This is a genomic window from Nonomuraea glycinis, from assembly GCF_014646515.1.
GTDB classification, from domain to species: Bacteria; Actinomycetota; Actinomycetes; order Streptosporangiales; family Streptosporangiaceae; genus Nonomuraea; species Nonomuraea glycinis.
The window spans coordinates 183742-201251 of record NZ_BMNK01000010.1; the positions used below are offsets into that span (position 1 = coordinate 183742).

At 68.4% G+C, this 17510-nt stretch carries 16 protein-coding genes; 5 read left to right on the plus strand and 11 right to left on the minus strand.

Features of this window, described 5'->3' with window-relative positions:
• Positions 1-12: 12 nt before the first annotated feature.
• From IEY87_RS27110 to IEY87_RS27140, 7 genes are all read right to left on the minus strand, one after another.
• Positions 13-2739, minus strand: a complete 2727-nt coding sequence (locus IEY87_RS27110; protein WP_189141602.1) for a hypothetical protein — start codon at positions 2737-2739, stop codon at positions 13-15.
• Positions 2732-3721 carry a hypothetical protein gene (locus tag IEY87_RS27115; protein WP_189141603.1) on the minus strand — a complete coding sequence of 330 codons (990 nt, stop codon included), beginning with the start codon at positions 3719-3721 and terminating at the stop codon, positions 2732-2734. Before IEY87_RS27115 ends, IEY87_RS27110 begins: the two co-directional genes overlap by 8 nt.
• Positions 3722-3724: 3 nt before the next feature.
• Positions 3725-4981: a KAP family P-loop NTPase fold protein gene (locus IEY87_RS27120; protein WP_189141604.1), complete on the minus strand. Its 1257-nt coding sequence runs from the start codon at positions 4979-4981 to the stop codon at positions 3725-3727.
• 66 nt (positions 4982-5047) lie between these two features.
• Positions 5048-5923, minus strand: coding sequence for a 1,4-dihydroxy-2-naphthoate polyprenyltransferase (locus tag IEY87_RS27125; protein ID WP_189141605.1), 876 nt, complete (start codon positions 5921-5923; stop codon positions 5048-5050).
• On the minus strand, positions 5923-6531 hold the full coding sequence (locus IEY87_RS27130) for a GNAT family N-acetyltransferase (protein WP_189141606.1): 609 nt from the start codon (positions 6529-6531) through the stop codon (positions 5923-5925). The genes IEY87_RS27125 and IEY87_RS27130 overlap by 1 nt, the downstream gene beginning before the upstream one ends.
• Before the next feature lie 44 nt (positions 6532-6575).
• Complete coding sequence (locus tag IEY87_RS27135; RefSeq protein WP_225278061.1) at positions 6576-6923, minus strand: CGNR zinc finger domain-containing protein; 348 nt, start codon at positions 6921-6923, stop codon at positions 6576-6578.
• A 23-nt stretch (positions 6924-6946) separates the two neighbouring features.
• The gene (locus IEY87_RS27140) at positions 6947-8344 is read right to left on the minus strand and encodes an aminotransferase-like domain-containing protein (protein ID WP_189141608.1); all 1398 of its coding nucleotides are present in this window, start codon (positions 8342-8344) and stop codon (positions 6947-6949) included.
• Between the two features lie 28 nt (positions 8345-8372).
• On the opposite strand from IEY87_RS27140, the gene IEY87_RS27145 reads away from it, so the two are divergent.
• From IEY87_RS27145 to IEY87_RS27155, 3 genes are read left to right on the plus strand one after another with little or no spacing between them, the layout of a single operon-like run.
• Positions 8373-9263, plus strand: a complete 891-nt coding sequence (locus IEY87_RS27145) for a DMT family transporter (protein ID WP_225278060.1) — start codon at positions 8373-8375, stop codon at positions 9261-9263.
• 56 nt (positions 9264-9319) lie between these two features.
• Entirely contained in the window at positions 9320-10342 is a 1023-nt protein-coding gene (locus IEY87_RS27150) for a hypothetical protein (RefSeq protein WP_189141610.1), read from the plus strand.
• Between the two features lie 5 nt (positions 10343-10347).
• Positions 10348-10767, plus strand: a complete 420-nt coding sequence (locus IEY87_RS27155) for an ASCH domain-containing protein (protein ID WP_189141611.1) — start codon at positions 10348-10350, stop codon at positions 10765-10767.
• A gap of 130 nt (positions 10768-10897) precedes the next feature.
• On the opposite strand, the gene IEY87_RS27160 is transcribed toward IEY87_RS27155, so the two are convergent.
• Together IEY87_RS27160 and IEY87_RS27165 are read right to left on the minus strand one after the other, a co-directional pair.
• Positions 10898-11377 (minus strand): GntR family transcriptional regulator, encoded by a 480-nt coding sequence (locus IEY87_RS27160; protein ID WP_189141612.1) that lies wholly within the window; start codon positions 11375-11377, stop codon positions 10898-10900.
• A 32-nt stretch (positions 11378-11409) separates the two neighbouring features.
• On the minus strand, positions 11410-11898 hold the full coding sequence (locus tag IEY87_RS27165) for a GntR family transcriptional regulator (RefSeq protein ID WP_229699390.1): 489 nt from the start codon (positions 11896-11898) through the stop codon (positions 11410-11412).
• Positions 11899-12002: 104 nt separating this feature from the next.
• Here IEY87_RS27165 and IEY87_RS27170 point away from each other — a divergent pair, with 104 nt between their 5' ends.
• Positions 12003-12293 (plus strand): hypothetical protein, encoded by a 291-nt coding sequence (locus IEY87_RS27170; protein WP_189141614.1) that lies wholly within the window; start codon positions 12003-12005, stop codon positions 12291-12293.
• Between the two features lie 326 nt (positions 12294-12619).
• The gene (locus IEY87_RS27175) at positions 12620-13438 is read left to right on the plus strand and encodes an NmrA family NAD(P)-binding protein (RefSeq protein WP_189141615.1); all 819 of its coding nucleotides are present in this window, start codon (positions 12620-12622) and stop codon (positions 13436-13438) included.
• Positions 13439-13909: 471 nt separating this feature from the next.
• Here the strand turns inward: IEY87_RS27175 and IEY87_RS27180 are convergent, their stop codons facing one another.
• Both IEY87_RS27180 and IEY87_RS27185 read right to left on the minus strand, forming a co-directional pair.
• On the minus strand, positions 13910-14566 hold the full coding sequence (locus IEY87_RS27180) for a JAB domain-containing protein (RefSeq protein WP_189141616.1): 657 nt from the start codon (positions 14564-14566) through the stop codon (positions 13910-13912).
• A 757-nt stretch (positions 14567-15323) separates the two neighbouring features.
• The gene (locus IEY87_RS27185) at positions 15324-16040 is read right to left on the minus strand and encodes a GntR family transcriptional regulator (protein WP_189141617.1); all 717 of its coding nucleotides are present in this window, start codon (positions 16038-16040) and stop codon (positions 15324-15326) included.
• Positions 16041-17510 lie beyond the last annotated feature (1470 nt).

Sequence of the window (17510 nt, forward strand, 5' to 3'; positions counted from 1 at the left end):
CAAGATTTATGGTTATTCGGGGGGATTTTCTGTGTGATAAAGCATCTCCTCAAAGAGGAGATACAACTCGTCGATCGCGGATATGAGAGGAAGCCAGTCATAGGTGCCCAGCCCGTCCGGCTCGAAAGGTGACAGCACCCGCGCGGCGGCTCTCAGCTCGTTCCGGGGAAAGTCGATCTCGTCGAAGCGGCCACGACGAAAGGCCTGCGCGAGTGGGTGGTTCGACCCGCGTACGCCGATCGCCGCCAGCACCGACTCGGCCGGGTGCCCGGACAGGGCGCCGTCGGCCAGCGTGAGTGCCTGCGGATTGGCCAGCGCCACGATGATGCGCAACTCCGGGGGCAGGTCCCGCAGCGAGCGCGGCGGCCGATCGGACTCGGCATGCCGCTGCCTGCGCGCCAGGAGCAACAGCGCCTCGGGAATCCGCTCCCGCAGGGCACGCTGCACGTCTGTGACGCAGTCGACCGGAGTCCGCTCCGACACGGCCAGACGACGCCCGATCGCCTGCCGTACGAGAGCGAGCGGTTCGGTCAGCATGGCCTGCGTCAGCGGCCGGTAGTTCTCGTCGGGGTCCTCTTTGAGGGCGTAGGCGTAACGGCCGACCGGGTCGGCGGCGTGCGGGTCGGCGTAAGCGCGCAGTCCACGGGCGAGCACGTCAAGATCACGCCGGTTCTCCAGAGGCGCCCCGGCCCGGTGCACGACCACGGCGCCGCGCGATCGTCCGAGGAGGACGGCTGCGCCGCCCGCGCCGACGGCACCGGCCGCGCCGACGACCGCGGCCCAGGGCACCGCCGACAGCGCGGCCACCACGGAGATCGCGCCCAGGAGCACCGCCGTGACTCCGGCCGCGGCCTGCGTCGTGAAGCGCCTGCGGCGCTCGCGCATGACGTCCGCACGGGCCCTGCGGAACTCCGCCCAGTCGGCCTCGGCGCGCGCGTTCCTGGCCTGGGCGATGCGGTCGGTCAGCTCCGCGCGCCGGATCGGCCAGTCGGACGGCGGCCTCGCCTCCTCGCGTTCCAGCCGCTCAGCCACGTCGGCCAGGTCGCGTCTGAGCATCGCGGCCTCGCTCCGGCTCTTGGAGCCCAGCTCCTCCAGCTTCGCGTTCAGCGTCCGGAGAGTCTCGTGAAAGGCGCCGGGCTCCACCGGCAGACGCTCCCCAGCGGCGATCTCCCGTACGAGCTCCTCCAGCTCGCGGGAGAACGCGGCGGAGCCATCGGCCACCAGAACCCGCACCGCCTCGCGCAGGCCGGCCAGCACCGGCGGACTCACGTACCCGGTGACCAGGATCGCCGTGTACATCGGCCGCCCGGCGCGCCGCGCGTGCTCGACCAGATCCACTATCTCCAGAGCGTTGGCCACTTCGTGGTCGTAGAAGACGGCCTCGCTCAGCCTGATCAGAGCACGCGGGGATCGCCGATCGGGTATCAGGAACTCCGGCGGCCGCCCGGTCTTGTCCACCCGTTCGGCCGGCAGTCCCGCGGCGACCAGCGCGTTCTCCACGATCGTCGCGAGGCCGGCGAGGCCGGGGGAGCGACTGTGGCGCGCGGTCGCGGTCGCGACCAGTTCGGCGTCGATGTCGGACGACGGCGCCGCGGCGTCGAAACTCGCCCAGCTCAACTGGAGCAGGTGGCGGATGTTGCCGCCGCTGCGGCGCAGGAGCTCCAGCAGGCCGGATTCGGTGAAGGGCTCGATGCCGTCGGCGGGGTGCTTCCGTGCGGTGTTGATGTACACGCGGAGCACCAGCTCCGCCTCGTCAGGGCTGAGCGGTCGCAGGTGGTGATCACCGGTGCCGATGCGGTCGCGCAGGTCGGGCGGCAGGTGCTCCCAGCCCGCCTCGCTCGACAGCAGGAGCAGCATCCCCTGGGCGCCGGGGATCATCTCGACCAGCGCCTGCAGCAGCTTGACGTTGGCGCCCACCGGGGCGCCGTCCTCGAGCAGGAACTTCTCGCACTGGTCGAGGACCAGGACGAACGGGCGCCCGCTTCTGGTCACCAGCGTCGCCAGCACCTGCAGCCCGTAGCGGCACGTCACCGGATCGTCGATCCGGCCGCTGACACCGAGCGCGCGGGAGTCGTCCGGGTCGATCGGCCGCCCGCACAACCAGTCGTAGGCCGCGGTGGAGAACTCCGGGCGGAGCAGGTACGACAGCGCCCGCTCGAAGTGCTGGCCGTTGCCGGCGACGGCGGAGATCTCCTTGGCCTGCTCCTCGAGCACTTCCCCCAGCTCCACCTGGTGCGCGCCGAACAGGTCGTACACGCGGGTGGGGTCGTCCGCGACCGCGGACAGGATCGCGTCCTGCCGGGAACGGCCACCCGCCTGCCCTGCCCGGTCGCCGGCGAGCGTGCCGAGATAGCGCAGGCTGAGGTCGGTGAGCAGGCTCTGCGACAACTGGGGGATCAGGCGGCGGTAGGCGAGGACGAAATCGTCCTCCTGGAACTTCAGATAGAGCTGGACCGCCTGGGGCCGCGCGTCGTTGACGAACGCCATCATGTGCCGGGCCGCGTGCGTCTTGCCCACGCCGTGCGCGCCGTACAACCAGCCGATTCCGCCGCGGCTGATCTCGTCGTTGCCGAACTCACGCAGATAGTCCGAGACGCGGCGCTCGGCCGCGCGCACCCCGGGAAGGAGCACGGTGGGGATGCCCTGTGCCCACGCACGGAGGAAGTCGGGAAGTGAGGTCTCCTCGGCGATGGAGGTGCCGCGCGCCGGGAAGGGGTTGCGGGCCGGGTACTCAGCCATCGATGCCGTCCAGCTTGTTCCACTTGTCGCGCTGCCACAGCTTCAGCCGTATCCAGAGTTCGTGGATGCGCAGGTCGTCGGTCGGCCAGGGCTCGTCTCGCTCGTATTCGCTGAGCCGGAGGTCCAGCAGGATCTCAAGGTGCCGCAGGGCCTGGCCGATCGTGTACGAGCGGGCGCCGAAGACCTTCTGGATCCCCTCAGAATCGAAGGGGGTGGGGGAGGTGCCGTTCCAGCGGTCGGTGGCCAGGGCCGCGATCTGCCTCGGAGTCAGCGCGTTCAGATCGCAGACGTGCCCCTGTTTGCCGAACGCCTGCCGGTCGGCCTCGGTGAGCTGCACGGTGTTGGCGTGCTGATAGTCGTCGACGGTGAACACCACGACCGTGCTGGTGTTCTCGAACACTCGCTGGGCCAGGGGGATCAGCCGTTTGTCCGGCACGCCTTCGTACCGGATGCCGAAACCCGCCTCGCGGGAGGCGCACTCCCGGGCGGTGGACTCCGCGATCTCCTGCAGGTCGTACTCGTTCAGCGGGACCATGCGCCCCTTCTGGCTGAGCTCGGCGAACCAGTCGCCCAACTCCCGCGAGATCGGGATCTGGTGTCCCTTCATCTTGTTCCGCAGCGAGAGCAGGGTGGAGCACAGCACCGCGTAGGAGTCGTGCGTCATGTCACCGCGCTCCGCGCCGTGGGCCAGGAAGGTGAACTCCGGTGCATGCGCCGCCGCGGCCTGCCGGTAGAGGTGCATCACGTGATTGGCCAGCGTGGTCCGCCCGCTGTTGCCCACGCCGACGATCAGGAAAAAGGCCGGCCTTTTCTCCTTGATCGCCTGCTCCACGACCGCCTGGATCATCGCCAGCCGGATGAACCCCTCCAGCTCGAGAATGAGCTCGCAGTCGGACGGGGAAAGGAGGGGATCCAGTGGGCGACCGGCGTAGGGATTGCCGGACGGCAGGCCGTACAGCTCGTAACGGTCTTCGCCGAACATCCCTCAGCCGCCGATCATCGTCAGATAGGCGGGCAACTCCGCATCGGAGGCCTCGAATCCGGAGTCCGCGAAGAGTGGCGCCAGAAAGTCGTGCTTGCCGTGATACGTCCGCGTCAGCGTCTGCACCCGCTCCGCCCGGGTCCTGAACCGTGTCTGAAACCCTTGCAGCACGTCGGCCACCAGCCGCTCCTGGTAGACCAGCTCCAGCGCGACCAGCAGCTCCGGCTGCCGCACCACGTCAGCGAACAGCTCCGGCGCCTGCACCCGCAGCACGACGAGCCGTACGACCAAGTCGGTGCGCAGGCCGGCCAGTCCGGGGGTGCCGGCGATGATGGCCTCGGTCACCCGCAGCAGGTTGAGCACCCGTTTGATCTTCCGGGGGTTCGGGGCGACGCTCTTCTCCAGGGTCGCCGCGTGCCGCCTGGCCAGCTCGCCCGGCTGGGACGCGCGGATGAACGCGCCGACCTCGGTGGGGCCGAGCGGGTAGAGATGCAGCGGCAGCTGGATCATCTTGTCGAGGTAGTCGTCGCCGATCAGCGCGTGCTCGGCCGCGGGGAAGCCGAACGGCTGATACTTCACCGACACGCCGCGGTCGACCACGTCCTTGGCCAAGGCGATGAGCACGAAGACGTGTTTCAGGTCGAGGAAGAGCTTGATGGACTCCAGTACGTCGATGATCTGGTCCGGTTCGCACCGGTCGAGGTCGTCGACGAAGAAGACGAGCTTCTTGCCCTGGGCGGCCAGCAGGTCGGCCTCCCGCTGGAGCAGGCCCCGCAGGCGGCCGGTCTGGCTGTCCACCTGGCCGCGGATCTCGGCGTACTGGTGCGCGACTTTGACGATCTTCTCCACGCTCATGGTGCCCAGGCTGAGCCTCTTCAGCATCTCGTCGGCGGCGAGGTTCAGCATGATGGCGCTCAGCCGTTTGACGGTGTCCGCGAAGCGGCGCCTGGGGTCCTGATTGAGCTCGTCGTGCAGCGCGTTCAGCAGGGGGAGCAGCATCTCCGGCTCGCGCCGGTGCACCCAGGGGTTGAAGCGCACCCGGATGAAAGCGTCGCCGTGCCGGTCGAGCAGGCGTTCGTCCACCATTTCGAGCAGGGTCGATTTACCGCTTCCCCACGCGCCGTAAATGCCGATGGTGAAGGGCGTTTCCGTGCGGGGATTGGTAATGACCGAAACGAGGGGGTCGACGTACCTGCGGAAGCGAAGCAGGTCTCCACGCCAATTGACCGGAGTGTCCGAGAGCATCGCGATGTCGGGCATTCATCCTCCAAAAAAGAGGATGCATCCGTCCCGACCATTAATACGCGACGTTATCGAACTGTGATGTCAAAGGGTGAGGGCCAGGCCGATCGCGAGCAGCAGGCCGTACGCCATCTGGAGTTTGCCCGTCTGCTGCAGCACGGTGATCAGCGCGGGTCCTGCCGCGCCGCGCAGCACCGTCCGCACCGGAGAGATCGCCAGCGGCGCCGCGAGCACGGCCAGCGCCGCCGCGGGCGCGGCCACGACCATGGCGAGCGCCACCGCGAACGGCGCGATCAGGCAGGCCGCGTAGAGGGTACGGGTGCGCGGCGCGCCGAGCACGACCGCCAGCGTCCGCTTGCCCACTTCGCCGTCGGAGCCTACGTCGCGCAGGTTGTTGACCACCAGCATCGAGCAGGACAGCAGCCCGACCGGTACGGACGCCACCAGCGCGGCCCACGAGAGCGCCTCGGTCTGCACGAACGCGGTGCCGGTCACGGGCACCACGCCGAAGAACACGAAGACGGCCACCTCGCCCAGCGCGCGATATCCGTACGGGCTGCTGCCGCCGGTGTAGAACCAGCCGGCGGCGATGGCCGCCGCGCCCACCAGCAGCACCCACCACGCCTGGGTGGCGATCACGAGGATCAGCCCGAGCACCGCAGCGGCGGCGAAGCTGCCCAGCGCCGCGCCGAGGACCTGTCGCGGGGTGGCCACCCGTGAGCCGACCAGGCGCATCGGGCCGACCCGCTGGTCGTCGGTGCCGCGGATGCCGTCGCTGTAGTCGTTGGCGTAGTTGACGCCGATCTGCAGCGACAGCGCCACGAGCAGCGCGAGAACCGCGCGCCATCCGTTGAAGCCGCCCTCGCCGATCGCCACCCCGGTGCCGACCATGACCGGGACGATCGCGTTCGGCAGGGTGCGCGGGCGTGCGCCGGCGAGCCACTGAGCAGGAGTCGCCATCAGCTGATGTCGGTGGTGAGCCTGACCATGCGGATAGGCCGGCCCATGTCGAGCACGCGCTCGGCCATGTCCTCACCCCACCCCGCCGACTCCAGGAAGCCGAGGACCGCGTAGTTGTCGGAGAACACCCAAGTGACGATCTGGCGATAGCCGTCCTCGCGCAGGTGGTCGACGGTGGCGTTCAGCAGGCGGCTGGCGTGGCCGCGCCGGACGAAGTCGGGGTCCACGAGCAGCGTCAGCATCTCCGCCACGACGGTCGGGTCGAGATCGGGGTCCTCGGCGGGCGCGTGTGAGGCCAGCCCGACCACCCGTTCGCCGCCCCGCGGCGTCATCGGGGCGGCGCTGCCGCCGACGCCCAGCGCGGGAAAGCCCTCGGTGTCGAGGATCGTCTCCACCGCGACCAGCACCCGGTGCCGGGAGGTGGGCGGGGCGACGATCGCCTCATCCCACTGCCGTAGCCACATCTTCTCGGCAGCGGGGCCTGTCATCTGTTCGAGAGGACCCTCGGGCAGAAAGTCCCGGTAGCCGAGTCGCCAGGCACGGACCTGGACATTCGCCACCTGAAGCACATCCTCGCGCCGGGCCGCCCGGACGCCTACGTCTGCCATCTCGGCCCGCTCCTTCGCCTGCTCTTCGTGCCACAAGGCACGAGTTACACCGTATCGGTGTTTGCGCCTTGGGGATGACGCGAACCCTGCTTCCTCGCCCGGTAAGCGCGTGTTCTGGTGCGGTTACCGCAGACCCTCATGGAACACCACGATCGTGATCGATTTCTCGACCCGTCGATGAACGCCCACGGACACGTTTCCACCGCGCACACCTTCAGCCGATCCCCCGAATCGCCCGTCATCGCCGCCGCGATGCACGCCAGGGCACCCGTGACCCCGCCCGCCACCGGCACCAGGCCGGGACGCGCGCCGATCGTCACCCGCAGCGGCAGCACCGGTGACTCGGGCGACCGCGCGCCGGCCTCGCGGACCAACTCCGTGCGCGCCGGCATGCGCCCACTGTACTGGCTCGTGATCATCCGCATGCGTCGAGGGCCTGGGCCAGCCTGCGCACGCCCTCGGCCAGCTCCGTGAGGTTCGCGGCCGCGATGTGGGTGACCCGGATGCGCGGTCCGGGCGGCTCCGACGGGTAGTAGATCCTGCCGGGGCTGACCAGGACGCCGTTGCGTTTGGCCGCCTCCACCAGGGCACGCTCGTCGGTCTGCGGCGGCAGCCGCAGCCACAGGTGCATGCCGCCGTTCGGCAGCAGGTAGGGCTCCGCCTGCGGCATCCGCGCGGCCAGCGCCGCCGCGAGCGCGTCGCGCCTGGTGGCGATCTCGGCGTGGACGGCCGCCAGGTGCCGCTGCCAGGCCGGTGAGCCGACGAACTCCAGCGCCGTCTCCTGCAGCGGCCGGGCCACGAAGAACGACTCCACCAGCTGGCCGGCCCGCAGCCGGTGCGCCGCGGGCCCGCGCGCGATGACGGCCGCCAGTCGCATGCTCGGCGACAGGATCTTGGTGAGCGAGTGGATGTGGACCACGGTGCCGTGCGCGTCCATGGACAGCAGCGACGGCGGTGCCTGCTCGGTCAGGTGGTGGGCGTAGTCGTCCTCGATCACGAACGCCCCCGCCGCCCTGGCCACCTCCAGCACCTGCCGCCGGCGTTCGTGGCCGAGCGTCACCCCGGTGGGGTTCTGCAACGTCGGCTGGCAGAAGAACACCCGCGCCCCCGAGACGGCGAACGCCTCGGCCAGCAGGTCAGGCCGTACGCCGTCCCTGTCGATGGGCACCGCCGTCGCGCGCAGCCCCGCCGCCTTGGCCGCCGCCAGCGCCCCCGGGTACGTCGGCGTCTCCACCAGCACCTGGGTGCCGGGCGCGGCCAGCGCTCTGAAGGCGTGGGACAGCGCGGCCTGCCCGCCGCTCACGATCAGCGCGTCGTTGCCCGTCACCTCCCCGCCGGCTTGGGCGGCGAACCACCCGCGCAGCTCGCCCAGCCCGTTCAGCGGCGGCATCGCCCACGCCTCCGGCCTGCGCACCGCCCTGGCGCCGGCGGCCGCGAGCTGCCGGTCGGGCCGCAGGCCCATGGGCAGGTAGCCGCCGGTCAGCGGCACCGCGCCCTCGGGCGCCACGCGCAGCAGCGCCGCCACCGGCTCCTCGTCGATCACCCGATCGCCGAGCGCGACCGTCTGCCAGGAGAAGTCCGCGGCGTCCGCCGTCCACTCCCGCCGCGTCGCCACGAACGCCCCGCTGCCCGGCCTGGTGACCACCCGGCCCTCGGCGGCGAGCTGCCCGAGAGCCCGCGAGACGGTCACCGGGCTCACGCCATGGCGGCGCATGATCTCCCTGCTGGACGGGAGCCGGTCACCGGGCCGGAGCCGGGCGGCCTCTTCGCGCAGAATCGCGGCGATCTGCGCGATACTGCTATCGTTGTCCATGAAGGATGACGATAGCGCTACTGTCGCCTTGCGAGTAGCGGTCCCGCTCCCCGAGGTGCGGCAGACCGGCACGGCCCTCGCCTTCCTGGGAGTGCTGGCCTTCTCCGGCTCCTTCCCAGCCACCGTCTACGCGATGCAGGGCTTCGATCCGTGGCTGGTGGCGATCGGCCGCGCCTTCCTCGCCGGGATGGTGGCCCTGGTCTGTCTCAAAGCGCTCCGCCTTCCCCTGATCCCGCCGAGACGGCACTGGCCCGCGTACGCCGTGATGTCCCTTGGCGTCGTGTTCGGGTTCCCCGTCTTCAGCGGCCTGGCCCTGCACCTGGGCGCCGACACCTCGCACGCCGCCGTGGTCATCGGCCTCCTGCCCGCCGCCACCGCGGCCTGCGCCGTCCTGCGCGCGGGCGAGCGCCCGCGCCCCCTGTTCTGGGCAGCCTGTACGGCAGGCGCCGCCGCCATCACGGCGTTCACCCTCGTCAGCGGCGAGACGGCCGCCACCTGGTCGGACCTGCTCCTGGTGGGCGCCCTCCTGTCGGCCGCCATCGCGTACACCGAGGGCGGCACGCTGTCCAGGACCACGCCCGGCTGGCAGGTCATCTCGTACACCGTCGTCCTGTCCCTCCCCCTCACGGCGCCGATCACCGCGGTCCTGGCCCTCACCACCCCCATGACCCCCACCCCGGCCTCCCTCGCCGGCCTCGCGTACGCGGGCCTGATCTCGATGTTCCTCGGCTTCTTCCCCTGGTACGCGGGCCTCGCCAGGGGCGGCATCGCCAGGGCGGGCCAGACCCAGCTCGTCCAGCCGCTGCTCACGCTGGTGTGGGCCTGGTTCCTGATGGGGGAGAGGTTCGGCATGGCCACGGTGGTCGCGGCGCTGGCCGTACTCGCGTGCGTCGCCATCACCCAGCGGGCCCGTACGTGATGGGTACTTGAAAGGCATGACGGCTGGACGCAGGATAGGGGTTGGAGGTGTCACACATGGCGGACCTCACGATCCCGGAAGGCGGCTTCTGGCCTGCTCCGGAGATCCCGCAGCCCAACATCTATCCGATGGAGTGGCGGGTCGAGACCCAGAAACTCGCGGCCATCTACGAGAAGTCGAAACGCACTCTGTGGAATCCGGCCGACCTTCCGTGGGACGAGCTGAATCCCGAGGACTTCACTCGTGAGCAGCGGCTGGGCATCATGTACTGGTTCTCCGTGCTGGCCAATTTCGACGCCTCCGGCCCGGCCGTCTTCGCCCGCGCCACCATTCAGGCCTTCGAGAAACACGAGGAGGACCCGGTCAGGAAGTGCTTCTTCTCGATAACCCGTGACGAGATGAACCACGAAGAGTGCTGCCAGCGGAGCATCGCCAAGGTCTGGCCCGGCGGGCCTCTCGACTGGACCCCCACCGACGACCTGGAAAAGGCCGCGCACAACAACATCGGCTGGCTCTACCACAACGGCGGCCGCTACTGGACCGGCTACAACACGGCCGTGGGCAAATACTCGCTGCCCATCCTGTTCACCAGTTTCATGATGGGGGAGATGGCGGCCTCCACCCTCTTCAGGGGGATGGCCTCCGGCGCGCGGCATCCCGTCTTCGAGGAGATGTTCCAGCGCATCGGCCGCGACGAGTCCCGCCACCTCCAGATCTGCATGACGATCCTGGAGAACGAATGGCCCGGCCTCACCGACGAGACCCGCGTCCTGATCACCCGCCAGCTCCGCGCCGGTTTCGTCTTCCTGTCCATGATCCTCTGGGAGCCGCCCGAAGGCTTCTGGGAGCTGCCGCCCTACTTCCTGCCCAACCACCGCGTCCTGATGGACCACGCCCGCGACGCCGGCCTCGGCGTGCTCTCCTACGACGAGCAGGCCGAGAACTGGCGGGTCGCCATGGCCCGCGTCCGCGCCATCGTCGAACGCTGGGGCATCGCCTTCCCCGCCATCCCCGAGCTGGACCTGGACGGCGTCCCGGTCGAGTTCATCGATCCCGAGGAGATCATCCCGGTATTCTGACGGCCATGTGGGGACGGACGAACGGCCTGCGCGTTCTCGAGCTGGGCACCCCTGGCGACATGCGCACCTGGCTGACCGATCTGGTGCTGACCGGCCGGAAAAAGGCCACGGCCGGTCTCCTGGAGCTCGACTACCACGCCGAGAACGAGGAGCTCGAACACGTGGGGGAGCACCTGGCCCTCATCGACGACTCCGGCACCCACGCGGCCACGGTCGAGGTGGTCGACGTCGTGCTGCTGCCCTTCGCGGAGGTGACCTGGGTCTTCGCCGAGTCGGAGGGCGAGGGCTACGACACGATCGACGACTGGCGCGAGGCGCACCGGCGCTACTGGAGGGACGAGGGGGTCGTCGTGGACGACGCCACGACTGTGGTGTGCCTGTCGTTCCGCCTGGTGTGCCTGTCGTTCCGCCTGGTGAGCCAGTGAACTGGGGCGGCCATCGTGCTCCCCGATGATCGGCGCAGTGCGAGGAAACAGGCGATGGCCGCTCACCACAAGTGTGCGACGTGGTGCAGCAACCGCGCAGGCATTCGCCGAATAACTCGTCGTCGGCTTTTCAGCCGGTGGGCCATTGTTCCTCAGGGGAGACGTAACTGCCGCGTTGCGGCACCGTATAAATCCATCCTTGCTCCCGCATGAGCGCCATGGCTCGCCGGATGGTCTCGCGTGCCACGTCATACTGCTGGACCAGGGTTGTTTCGCTAGGGATCGGACGCCTTGGCTGGAAGTCTCCGGCGCCGATTTGCTTCGCGATCTCTTCGGCAATGTGCTGATATAGCGGCGTTTTCCGGGGGAGGCGCGGAGCTTCGGCATGGACACCGACGAAGGTGCCCTCCCCGTGCACGGTATGGACGAGCCCTTCGTCGCGAAGCACTCGGATCGCTCTGCGCGCCGTGGTGCGTGCTACGCCGAACTCTCGCTGGATGTCCGCCTCGCTGGCCACAGGATCGCCAGGGGAGCCGCCCTGGACGAGGCGCGACCGGATCACCTCGCTGATCTGCACATAGAGGTGAGTGTCACCATCAGGATCGAGCATTGCTCAAGGGTATATCGGGGAAAGGACAAAGATTACTGGCCCTCGTTCTTCGGCCACTTGTCCTTGGTCGTCACATATGTTCCCCGATAGGGGACGGTGAAGACCCAGCCTTGCTTTCTGAGATAGGCCACGGCTTGACGCGCGGTCACCTTGGCGACGCCGTACTGTCGCATCATGACTTTTTCGCCAGGAATCGCCCTGTTTGGTGGGAAATCGCCTTGTCGTATCCGCCCGGCGATTTCTTCGGCAATTTGTTGATAGCGCGGAAATCTGCTTAGTGTGTGGGGCGCGCCAGGCTTCCCGACAAAGGTTCCTTCGCCCTGAATCGTATAGGCCATGCCCTGCTCTCGCAGCTCCCGTGCCACCCGGCGAGCGGTTGTTCTGGCGATTTCGTAATCCTTTTCCAGTTTTGCCTCACTGGGTACGGGATCACCCGCCTTGAGTTCGCCGCGTTCGATCCGCTCGCGGATGAGGTCGGCGACCTGCTTGTAGATGGGCACTGGCCCCTCGCGGTCAAGCACAACAGGATTATAGACGAAAGCAGACATGCGCGTACAAAGCGGACGCTCATAGGTCTATGGAGGCGGGCATAGACCTATGAATACGTCTGGGCTATAGTGAGTCCATGTTCTGGGAATCGGGGGACTATCACGGGCACCACGTGAGGGCACCGATCGGCGTGTCGATGCTGATCGATTGGCTGCCGGAGCAGCCCCGGATGGTCCGGGTGCGGGTTCGCGACTACACCTGCGATTGCCAGCCGACGTCCTACGAGTTGTGTCAGGCAGGCGGTGTGCGCTTCATCCGCCGGATCAGCAAGGAGTGTGGTGGATTGCTCATTGCGGAGAGTCCGGACGCGGTCGCTCTGACGATCAACGAACTGTGGGCCAAGCTGCTGAAGGGAGCGGCACGATGATCGCGCGACGCCGGCCGTCCGCGCTGGCGCGAGCCCTCCTCTTCCTGAGGGGATGGCCCCACTCAGCCTGCCGGAGACGATCCGGGAGGTGTGTACCCCGCTGAAGGCTCCCGGCAGGCGTCATCCCACGCACCACGCCTGCCGGGTCAACTCCCCCGCGAGCTCCTGCCGCCTGCTCGCGGGGGGTCACCGGGGCACTCCGGCGGGCTTCCTGGTCGCTCAGGCCCGCCGGAGTCCTCCTTTTCCAGCCGCCGGCCAGTCGGAGCGGTTGACCTCAGGCGTGGTTGAGGTCTTAGCGTCGGGGTTCTCTGAAAGGAGGACCTGGCATGACGTTCCTCGTGACCGGAGCGACCGGGAAGGCCGGTCGCCACGTCGTCGACCACCTGCTCCAGGCCGGACAGCAGGTCCGCGCACTGACCCGCGACCCGGCGAAGGCCGACCTGCCGCCGCAGGTGGAGGTGGTGGCCGGAGACCTCACGGCCCCGGAGACCCTCGCGCCCGCCTTCGACGGCGTGACCGGCGTACACCTGCTGACCGTGGGCGGAGACGACTACGCCACGCTGCGAACCGGCCCCGACATCGTCGCCCTGGCCCTGAAATCCGGCGTCCGCCGCGCCACCGTCCTGTGGAACGGGCAACTGGGCCCGGTGGAGGAGGCCGTAGAGACGAGCGAACTCGCATGGACCCGGCTCCAGCCCGTCGACTTCATGGGCAACACGCTCGGCTGGGCCGAGTCCATCCGCACCGAAGATTCGGTACGGGAACCGTTCGGTGATGTTCCGGCCGCGATGGTGCACGAGGCCGACGTCGGAGCGGTGGCGGCAACTGTGCTCGTCGAGCCGGGGCACGCGGGCAAGATCTATACGCTGACCGGGCCCGAGGCGCTGACCCCGCGTCGGCGGCTCGACATCATCGCCGCCGTCATCGATCGTGCGCTGCGGTTCGACGAGCTCACCGAGGAGCAGGCACGGGCGCGATGGAAGCAGGCGGGTCACGCGGACGAGCTGATCGACCTGCTCGCCGCGTGGCAGAGCGATCCGCCTCCAGAGGCGTACACCGTGGTCCCGACCGTTGAGAACCTCACCGGCCGTCCTGCTCGCAGCTTCAGCGAGTGGGTCCACGGCCACGCCGCGCACTTCAGCTGAGTACGCTCGCCGCTCGCTCCTCGTCGGAGGCCGGTCACGTCCGTGAACGTGACCGGCTCCCGTGGACGCGAACCCGAGGAGCCTGGCGGGAGGTGTCCTCGGTGGTCGACTTGCCTGGATCACCGATGGTGGCGCTGTCCACGATCTCCGGTGAACCTGCCGTCGGATCGTTGTCCTCTTCATGATCGAAATCCGAGGATCGCCCGGCAGCGGGCCACGTGGTCCCGCCCCCTCCGGGAGGCGCGGGACCACGTATCACGAGCAATTGGCCGGTCATGAAATGGCCTGCCCGCAGGAACGAGGATGGCATGGCTTTCCATGGTGCCGCTGCCCTTCCGCGCTTTCATAGAGAACGCGCGTTTTCGGTGGTGGAGAGTGAAAGGCCCTACAGTTTTCTGCTTCATCTGCTTCATTGCGCTGCATCCGATGAACGCGGCCTGTACGGCTTTGCGGTCTGGGCCGCCGTTGTGGTCAACCTTCGATGCGCCGCCACAGCGAGTCGGTGACGATGAGGTGGTCGAGGAACCGCAGGCCGACCGTCTCGGCGGCTTCCATGAGGCGGCTCGTGGCCATCAGGTCGGCGTCGCTGGGATGCAGTGAGCCGCTCGGGTGGTTGTGAGCGATGCCGAATGCGGCGCCCCCCGCTGTCAGCACCGTGGTGATGATCTCCCGGACCGGAACCGTCGTGTGATCCGCCCCGCCTTCCGTGAGCACCGTGCGCCGCAGCACCGCGCCGCGAACATCGCACACGACCACGACCAGCCGCTCGTGCGAGTGCCCGCGCAACAGCGGCGCGGTTACCAGGGCCAGGTCCGCCGTGCTGGTGACCCGCGCCGGCTCGGGCTCCGCCTCCGCGCGCCGGACAAGATGGAAGGCCGCAGCCACCCGCGCCGCCTTGGCGGGGCCCACTCCCGGCACGGCGAGCAGTCGGTGTGGCTCGGACCGGGCCAGCCCGTCGAGGTCGCCGCAGTGTGCGATGACCTGGGCCGCCAGATCCATCGCGCTGTGCCCACGAAACCCTGAGCCGAGCAGCACGGCCAGCAGCTCTCGATCCGCCAGTGCCGCGGCCCCGCTCTCCATCAACCGCTCTCGCGGCCGCTCCCGCCTCGGCAGGTCTTTCACTCGCATCCCCGCACCTCCAAAAAAGTTCTATCAACGACCACCGACAACCTCTGGCCTGCGCATTCGCGCGATTCCGCGATGACCGATACGTGGGGTAGTGCGGCTCTTATTTCGTTCATCGGCGCTTGGGTCGTATGGCCGCTGACGGAGTGTTGTCCACGAAATACCGCGACATATCGGCTTATTGAGGGGCGGTCGCGGGCTTTGCGGCGACGCTACCTGGTGTGGTTCGTGGTGGATTTCTCTGTTCGGGGCGATCGCGTCGACCTGGTCGGCTTTCGCGCAGGAGGTGACTGCCGGAGTGCGTTCCCGCTTGAGGCGCGGTGTGGTCAGTTGCTCCGTCGGTGAGCGGGGCATGACGATCGTGCTCGCCGGTGGGTGCTCACACGGCGCGAAGATCGCTCATCCGTCATGCTCGGTGGCGCGGCCCGGCCCCAACGTGTCTCATGTACGTGGACCAGTCCCAAGGGCACGCCCCGTGGCACCGGGATCCTGCTTCACGGTGCTCCATGGGCGAGGTTCGGCTCTGGATGGAGCGCTGCATGGCGATGCGATCCGGCCTTGGCGGCATGTTCCGCGGTGCCGTGATCTGGCGCCGCGGACCTTCTTGTCCAGCCGCATGTGGTCGCGCACTCGCCGCGTTGCGTGAACAAGGTCCGGCTTCGCCGCCGTATTCATATACGAAGTCGGATTCAAATACGTAGTCGAACGTGAGCTCCGGCGGACGAAGCGGTCGCGGCGCGGAGCTCACGGTGGCGGGTGGTCAGACCGGCATGCTGTAGACCATACGGAACCGGTCACCCGGGATGATGATGTCGCTGGTCTCCACGGGTCGGTCGCCGGCCCAGTGCGTGCGCTCGACATGCAGGACGTGTACGCCTGCCGGAAGGTCGAGGACGTCACTTTCGCTCGGGTCGGGGACGCGGCTTTGGACGCTCTCGACAACCTCGGTGATCTTTACGCCATGCGCGTACATCCTGGTGACCAGGCTGCGCCGCTCCTCCACGTTGTGGGCGGCGAACCCCAGCGGCTCGTAGGCGGTGGCCAGCTGCAGCGGCCGGCCGTCGCCGCGGAAGACGTAGTGCGTCTTGGTCAGGGTCGCCGACTGATCGACTCGGAGTCGTCTTGCGAGGTCAGGGCCGGCCTCGGTGGGCTCGCTGTGCCAATCCCAGGTCACCCGCCTGCCCTGGGACTGCAGATCGGCGGCGAACGGGGTGGAATGATCAAGAAAGCGCCAGCGGTGCAAGGGCGCAAGATCGGGACGTTCCCTCACGTAATGGCCCGAGCCCACTCGGCCGATGATGAGCCCTTCACCCGCGAGGACGCGCAGAGCGTGGCGGGCGGCGGTCTCGCCGACTTGGTACTTACGGGTCAGCTGCGCCCGCGAGGGAATGGGCGAGCCGGGAGGAAGGGAGCCGTCGTTGATCTGTCGCCGAATGTCTTCGACGACACGCAGGTAGACCGGATCTGAGGTGGCCACTAGTCCATCCCTGGGGGTTCGTGTGAGGCGTTGCCCCATGTTGCCGTATTCGGCAGGTAACCGACCGTCATCGAGGACTGCTGGAGCCCCAACTTTGCAGTAGCGGAAAATTATCGGAGAAACTCTGTAACGCCGGTGTAAGGGCTGGCGATTCTCCGGTAGAGGTCGTCGATGTGTGTACCCCCGAGCACATATCGGCGACCTCTTCCCATACCCCTCCCCAGCGCCCCCGCACCCGGCTGTGAGCCGCGCTCTGCTGTGGGCCGCACCCCGCTGTGAGCCGCGCTCTGCTGTGGGCCGCACCCCGCTGTGAGCCGCGCTCTGCTGTGGGCCGCGCTCCAGCCCTCGCCACCTGGCCGGTCTGCAACCAATATCGGCGCACCGCCACGCGCGACCACCGGTGGGGTCGGCTCTGGGCTGATCCGCGAAACGGCCTTGCGCTCCGCCCTGACCCGTCCTGGCTGACCTGCGTACCAGCAGTTCACGTTCCTGCGCGCGGCGCGCGGCGCTCGACGCCGGAGCCGGCGACGACGCGCAGCGGCCCCGCGCTAACCGCTGACCTGTAATCCTCTGCTACTACCCCTGCGGTGGCGGGATCTGGACAGCCGAGAGCTTCTCGCATGCGAGGCTGCCATCGGTCCTCGCACCTGCTGGTACGAGTTATGGGTGGGCCTAGAAGTGGCTCGCCAGGCGGGGGATTGTCGTAGGCCGTGGAGGTCACTCAGGACAGTCGTTTACTGGTGCGCTGGCACCCTCTCTCGGTTGTTCGTGGACGTGACCGTGTACTGAGTAGACGTGATCGTGATCGGGTAAATGATCAGGGGTGTCGCTCGTAGCGACTTTGCTGGTTCGCGATTTCGAGATGCCTAGCATGCGGGGTCGCTGATGAGAGCCGTCGACTGAAGCCCCCCATGCGGGTGGCTGATGAGATGCGTCGGCTGGAGGCGCTCCATACGCTGTGGCGGACTTCGGCTCCGGAGCAAAGGAGTCGACGGCTGCGGCCGGAGCTAGTGCCATGGAGTGGCGGCGAGAGCCATCTCACCTTGTCGGGTAGCTCAACGCCGAAGCCGTGTCCTCCGAAGCCATGGACTGTGTGAGAGGCCCTCCGCGACATCATCGCCAGCCGCCAGCCGCCAGCCGCCAGCCGCCAGCCGCCAGCCGCCAGCCGCCAGCCGCCAGCCGTGAGCCGCCAGCCGTGAGCCACCGTTCCGATGGACTGCGCGCTCTTGGCGCGAGTCTGGCGCACCCTCATGGCGAGTCGCCTACTCGGTACGTGAGCGGGGCTTGGTACTTCGAGGTGGACAGCATGGTCACGGGGCGCGTTTGCCTGCCGGGGGTGGGTATAGGCGCAGTGGGTCGGGAGTAGCGGCGGTGGGAGGAGAAAGCGGAGGGCGATCGATAGGCTGCGGACTGTAGTAGAATGTGCTAAGAGATGCCGGAGGACGGTGTGATAAAAAGCGGCGCCAGGCT

What these genes read in the sequence shown, in the direction of transcription:
- IEY87_RS27110 (WP_189141602.1), bottom strand. Translation starts at nt 2,739, where the DNA reads ATGGCTGAGTACCCGGCCCGCAACCCCTTCCCGGCGCGCGGCACCTCC.
- IEY87_RS27115 (WP_189141603.1), bottom strand. Translation starts at nt 3,721, where the DNA reads ATGTTCGGCGAAGACCGTTACGAGCTGTACGGCCTGCCGTCCGGCAAT.
- IEY87_RS27120 (WP_189141604.1), bottom strand. Translation starts at nt 4,981, where the DNA reads ATGCCCGACATCGCGATGCTCTCGGACACTCCGGTCAATTGGCGTGGA.
- IEY87_RS27125 (WP_189141605.1), bottom strand. Translation starts at nt 5,923, where the DNA reads ATGGCGACTCCTGCTCAGTGGCTCGCCGGCGCACGCCCGCGCACCCTG.
- IEY87_RS27130 (WP_189141606.1), bottom strand. Translation starts at nt 6,531, where the DNA reads ATGGCAGACGTAGGCGTCCGGGCGGCCCGGCGCGAGGATGTGCTTCAG.
- IEY87_RS27135 (WP_225278061.1), bottom strand. Translation starts at nt 6,923, where the DNA reads ATGCCGGCGCGCACGGAGTTGGTCCGCGAGGCCGGCGCGCGGTCGCCC.
- IEY87_RS27140 (WP_189141608.1), bottom strand. Translation starts at nt 8,344, where the DNA reads ATGGACAACGATAGCAGTATCGCGCAGATCGCCGCGATTCTGCGCGAA.
- IEY87_RS27150 (WP_189141610.1), top strand. Translation starts at nt 9,320, where the DNA reads ATGGCGGACCTCACGATCCCGGAAGGCGGCTTCTGGCCTGCTCCGGAG.
- IEY87_RS27155 (WP_189141611.1), top strand. Translation starts at nt 10,348, where the DNA reads ATGTGGGGACGGACGAACGGCCTGCGCGTTCTCGAGCTGGGCACCCCT.
- IEY87_RS27160 (WP_189141612.1), bottom strand. Translation starts at nt 11,377, where the DNA reads ATGCTCGATCCTGATGGTGACACTCACCTCTATGTGCAGATCAGCGAG.
- IEY87_RS27170 (WP_189141614.1), top strand. Translation starts at nt 12,003, where the DNA reads ATGTTCTGGGAATCGGGGGACTATCACGGGCACCACGTGAGGGCACCG.
- IEY87_RS27175 (WP_189141615.1), top strand. Translation starts at nt 12,620, where the DNA reads ATGACGTTCCTCGTGACCGGAGCGACCGGGAAGGCCGGTCGCCACGTC.
- IEY87_RS27180 (WP_189141616.1), bottom strand. Translation starts at nt 14,566, where the DNA reads ATGCGAGTGAAAGACCTGCCGAGGCGGGAGCGGCCGCGAGAGCGGTTG.